This window comes from Synechococcus sp. H55.11, assembly GCF_047462475.1.
GTDB lineage: Bacteria > Cyanobacteriota > Cyanobacteriia > Thermostichales > Thermostichaceae > Thermostichus.
In genome coordinates this window covers 1-5094 of sequence record NZ_JANSJI010000209.1, presented here as the reverse complement: position 1 = coordinate 5094, position 5094 = coordinate 1, and the positions used below count along the sequence as shown (strand labels likewise).

At 62.7% G+C, this 5094-nt stretch carries 5 protein-coding genes; all 5 read right to left on the bottom strand.

The window, feature by feature from the left end; all coding sequences use genetic code 11:
• Positions 1–302 precede the first annotated feature (302 nt).
• Positions 303–1457: a tetratricopeptide repeat protein gene (locus NW853_RS08650; RefSeq protein ID WP_414348811.1), complete on the bottom strand. Its 1155-nt coding sequence runs from the start codon at positions 1455–1457 to the stop codon at positions 303–305.
• A 24-nt stretch (positions 1458–1481) separates the two neighbouring features.
• The gene (locus NW853_RS08645; RefSeq protein WP_414334959.1) at positions 1482–1787 is read right to left on the bottom strand and encodes a hypothetical protein; all 306 of its coding nucleotides are present in this window, start codon (positions 1785–1787) and stop codon (positions 1482–1484) included.
• Between the two features lie 108 nt (positions 1788–1895).
• Positions 1896–2684, bottom strand: a complete 789-nt coding sequence (locus tag NW853_RS08640) for a hypothetical protein (RefSeq protein ID WP_414334958.1) — start codon at positions 2682–2684, stop codon at positions 1896–1898.
• Positions 2685–2715: 31 nt separating this feature from the next.
• Positions 2716–4029 carry a histidinol dehydrogenase gene (gene hisD, locus NW853_RS08635; protein WP_414334957.1) on the bottom strand — a complete coding sequence of 438 codons (1314 nt, stop codon included), beginning with the start codon at positions 4027–4029 and terminating at the stop codon, positions 2716–2718.
• Positions 4030–4269: 240 nt separating this feature from the next.
• Positions 4270–5094: hypothetical protein (locus NW853_RS08630; protein ID WP_414348810.1), on the bottom strand; the 825-nt coding region annotated here is incomplete at its 5' end.

Here is a 5094-nt window from a genome sequence, read left to right as displayed (position 1 = left end):
CCAACCGCGAAGAAGCTTGCAGGCAGACAGTATCAGGTTGTGTCCATGAAAATGCTACCAGATGTTAACAAGAACACAACTTGCCCCCGAGATCTGCCAGGAGCTGGAGTGTTCTCAGTTTGCTCAGGTTTTTCGCTGTAAGCAACAGCATCCCTACGGAAAATCAGCGGGTTTCCTCTGCATTGGGCGGAGCCACCAGATTGCTGTTGCCGGCCCATCCTCTGGAACTCAGGACGCAGACGATGAGCAACTAAAGTTGCTTACGGGCTTTTCCGCCCCGCACGAAATACGGAGCTACCAAGCTATCCCTCTGTGTCGGTTCCAAGGCCGGAGAGGGCTGTCAGGAAGGCCGTAAAGCTCGGCTCACTGCGAATGAGGTCGAAATAGGGCTCAGAGGAGAGCAAGGGGCGGTAGCGCTCCGGCTGCAGGCGCAGGGCTTGCTCCAAGGCTTGCAGAGCCTGGGGCACCTGACCTTCCCAGGCGCAGCAGCAGGCTTTGGCGTAGTGGGCCTCGGCATCTTCGGGATCCATCTGCAGGGCCCGGTCAAAACTCTGGATGGCCAGCCCGTAGAGGTTCAAGTCCATCAGCACCAGGCCGCGCTGCACCCAGATCTGAGGGCGCTGGGGATCCTGGGCCAGGGCGCGGTCGTAGCTGTTGAGAGCTTCCATCCAGTTGCCCAGGCGGTGGTGGGCAAGGGCGTGGCCGGCCCAGAGGGAAGCCGATGCGGATCCCAGTTGCAGGGCCCGTTCATAGCTGGCCAGGGCCTCGGCGTAGCGCTCCAGGTGCACTAGGGCCAGCCCGCGACTTTGCCAAACCTGGGGATTGCTGGGGTTAATGGCCAGGGCTTTGTCGTAGCTAGCTAGGGATCCCTGCCACTGCCCCAGCGAGGCCAAGGTTAGCCCGTGCAGATACCACGTTTCCGAGCTATCGGGGCGGAAGGTGAGAATCTGCTCGTAGGCGCGCAGGGCCTCTTGGTAGCGGCCCAGTTGCCGCAGCGTGTTGGCCTGGTTAAAGCGGGCCTCAAAAAAATCCGGCTTTAGGTGCAAAGCCCGCTCGTAGCTGGCCAGCGCTTCCTGGTGACGGCCGAGATCGTCCAGTAGAGAGCCGCGGTTGTTCCAGGCTTCGGGAAAATCTGGCTTCAGCTCCAGGGCACGATCGTAGCTGGCCAGGGCAGCTTGGGCCTGCCCCAGGTGGTCGAGGGTGGTGGCGCGGTTGTACCAGGCAATGGGATCCTGGGGCCGATCTGCCACCGCCTGTTCGAAGGGCTGCAGTTGGGCCCCCTGTTCCACCGTAAGGGCAGAGAGGTCAACCGCCGTTGCCGGCCCAACAGTTGTCGAGTCTGGGGGAGCAGCCTGCTGCTGTCGTCGCAGCCACCAGGCCCAGCCGCCGGCCAAGAGCAACAGGCCCACCCCCAGCAGCAGCACACCCACATCGCTCGGAGCAATCGCAAACGGCATGACCCACTTCCTCGCCGCGCGACTTTACATCATCACCAAAAACGGCAGGGGATCGCTGGGCCCTGCCGGCGAGATCAGCTCGATGCGTTTTTCGCCAGGGTAGGTGCTGGGATCGATCTCAAAAGTTACGGTCAGTGCCTCGGCAGTGGCCTGCACCGGCCCTTGGGAGCGCCCCAAGGGATCCCCGAAGCTAACCCGGATCCCTTTGCCCGCCGGGCTGACGCGGATCTCCGTCACTTGATCCAGATGGGATCCCTCCAGTGTACAGACGATAACATCGCCCACAAAGGCTTCCAGAGGCCATCCCCGCCGTACCTGCGGTCTTGACATGCTCGCCCCACTCCTTGGTTATCGACGTTGCCCTTGGATCCCTTGGCCCTGCTGCGTCGCCCGCGGTCTTGGATCCGCTAACGCCAAGCTCAGGGCTATCGAGAAGGGCTACCTGATGTTTAGCCCAAAGTTCCCGGCATGACAAATGGCCGCTGACCCTGCGGGAACAGCCCCAATCCAGCCCTCTTCCAAACCCGAGGAATCGGGGACGGTCAGCGTGGCCGTTCCCCGCACCAACCAATCGGAAGAGGAGCCAACGCTCACCAGCCGCGGCACCTCTTCCAGGCTATCGGCCACGGCAAACAGCACCCGCCCTCGCGCCTGGGGATCCCAGCCCAGCAGCTCGGCATATCCCAGGGCCGGCGGTGGCTCCCAAACCTGTACCGGCGGGATCCCGGTCGAGTCGGTGGGCAAGGGCCAGATCACCGCCCGATCCCAGCTCAAATCGGTTTGGAACCAGCCTTCGTACTCCCGCGCCAGCAGAGTGTTGTCCTGCCAGGCCAGAGGCAGGATCATGGCAAAATCCAAGGGCTCGGCGGGGTCGTACACAGACGCTGAAGCTTGATAGATCACTTGCAAGGCTTGGGTACGAGTGTTCTTGGCAAACAACACACTGGTCAACCGACTGGCCTGAGGGGTGGCCACCAAATCCAGCCGCGTGTACACCTGCCACTGCGGATCCGGTGCCGGCAGAGGCCGGCTGCGCAGCAGGCCAATCAGCGTACACTGCCGTTGCCGCGCCTGCTCCTGCAGGGCATACACCCACTCCCACGGCACGGCCAGCGGCGGAGAAGGGATCCCCTCCGCAGCCGCCATCGTCGCCAACAGCAGGGATCCCATGGCCGCAGACAGAGCCCCTCTCCACCACCGCCCCTTTCGCCAGACAGAAGCTGCCATCGTCACCCAACCTGCGGCCAGGCCAAACTCTCTAGCTCCCCTCGGCCAAGCGCAGTTGCACCGAGCGGCCATGGGCGGGCAGCCCCTCCGCTTGTGCCAGAGCTTGGATCGCGCCAGCCACCTCCTGCAAAGCTGCCGAGCCGTATTGGATCAGGCTGGAGTACTTCAGGAAGGTCTCTACCCCTAGAGCTGAGGCGTAGCGAGCCGCCCCCGCTGTGGGCAAGGTGTGGTTGGGCCCGGCCAGGTAGTCTCCCACCGCCTCTGGAGTGTAGTGCCCCAGGAAGATTGCCCCCGCATGGCGAATGGGATCCAGCAGGGCCCAGGGATCCGCCACCTGCAGCTCCAGGTGCTCCGGCGCGAACTGGTTGGACAAGTTGACTGCTGTCGCCAGATCCGGCACTACGGCAATGAGCCCGTAGTTGGCCACCGCCTTTTCCACCATCAGGCGATTGGGGTGGGTCTCCAGTTGGGCCGCCACCGCCTGCTGCACCTGTTGGGCCAACTGGAGATCGGGGGTGAGGAGAACGGCCGCCGCCAGGGGATCATGCTCGGCCTGGGCCAGAAGATCGGCGGCAACATAGAGGGGATTGGCGCTCTCGTCGGCGATGATCAACACCTCGGAAGGCCCTGCCAGCGAGTCGATCCCCACCGTGCCGTACACCAGCTTCTTGGCCAAAGTCACGTAAATGTTGCCGGGGCCGGTGATCACATCCACCTTGGGGATGGTCTCGGTGCCATAGGCCAGCGCCGCAATGGCCTGGGCCCCGCCGACGCGATAGATGGTGTGGATGCCCACTTCTTGGGCGGCCACCAAAATAGCCGGGCTGATCCCCTTGCCCCCCAGCCCGTCCGATCCCGGTGGGGTCACCATGACAATCTCGGGCACCCCCGCCACCTTGGCCGGAATGGCGTTCATCAACACGGTGCTGGGATAGGCGGCCCGCCCTCCTGGAATGTAGAGGCCGGCGCGGTCCACGGGGCGGTACTGCTTGCCCAAGACGATCTCAGGGCCGGGAAAGCTCACCCAACTGCTGGGCACCCGCTGCCGGTGAAAGGCTTCAATGCGCTGTTTGGCCAGGCGCAGGGCCGATAGCAGTTGCGGCGATACCGCCTGGTAGGCCGCCTCCAGCTCCGCCCCCGAGACCTTCAGCTCCGCCACGCTCAACTCCACCTGGTCAAACTCAGCCGTGTAGGCCAGTAGAGCGCGATCCCCCTGACGGCGCACTGCTTGCAGGATCTCCCGCACAGTGGCCTCACGGTGCAGGTTCTGGTCAGCCTGAGTGCGCTCCGAGATCCGTCTAAGCTCGGCTTCAGCCTCGGTTAGCTGGGTGACGATTCTCAGCATGGCAACTCCTTCGCCTAGCGTGCCGTAAGCAGATGGTAGCGAGGGATCCGGTGGCATCGCGGTAGCAAAGCAGATCCTCACTCCACCGGTTCGTGGTGGCCAGAGGAGCCATCCTCGGTCAGGGATCCCGTCTGCACCTGGGGTGATCTGCTATGGTCATAGCTTAGCCTGGATTTTCCGCGGCCAAGAACCGGCCATGGCGCTTTGAGGACGCTGTTTGAAAAGCAGCTTCCTCTGCTTTTACCAGCGCAATTCAGCCGATTTGATTAAATTGCGAAAGTCGTGGATCACCTCTTCGCAGCGGCGGAAAAAAGCCAGTACCCAGTCCCGCAGCACCTTTTGTTGAGATTCGTCCAGCTCCTTGAGGGTGCCCCGGTAGTAGATTTGGCCGCTGCGCTCAATCTCGAACTGGTTGAGCCACTCGGCTGAGGATCCCTGGCGTTCCACCACTTCCTGCCGCGCTGCCTTCCAATAGTTGACGATCACTGCCTTGCCCAAATAGCCGCTTGTGATCTGGCAGAGGCGATTGAGAGATTGCACAAAGACATCCATCTGCATGCGGCTGCCTGTCGCTGCCGGCTGGGTCGCCTCCTCCCTTGGTGTGGGCTTGCCTTCTGCTAGGGTGGAGCTGGGTTGGGTAGGGTTCCGGACGGCCTCCGCCTGGCTGGTCAACAGGCGAAAGGTGGCCAGGCCCTTCGTCGTATCCTGTTGCAGCTCGGCTCGCAGGCGGTTGACGGCCAAGGTGTAGACCGGCATCACCAGCTCGTCATTGACCGCCACCAGCAACACCCACTCCGGCCCTAAGGGGTAGACAAAGACTCGTTGCTCGGCAAACTGAAAGTCAAAGTAGTCCAGGCCTGGGGGCATGGTCTGCAAAACCTGAAACAGCCCTTCGGCAAGGGCCTGCTGCTGCCGGCTGTCCAAGTTCTGAAAAGAGCGGTAGAAAAAAGGGCGGCCTGTCCGACTCAGGAGCGCCACCCCCATCACCCCCCGGATGGACAAAAAACTCTCGAGTGTTTCCTTCTCCATGCCCCTCAGGAGCCAACTCGGCCAACACAGCAGAGT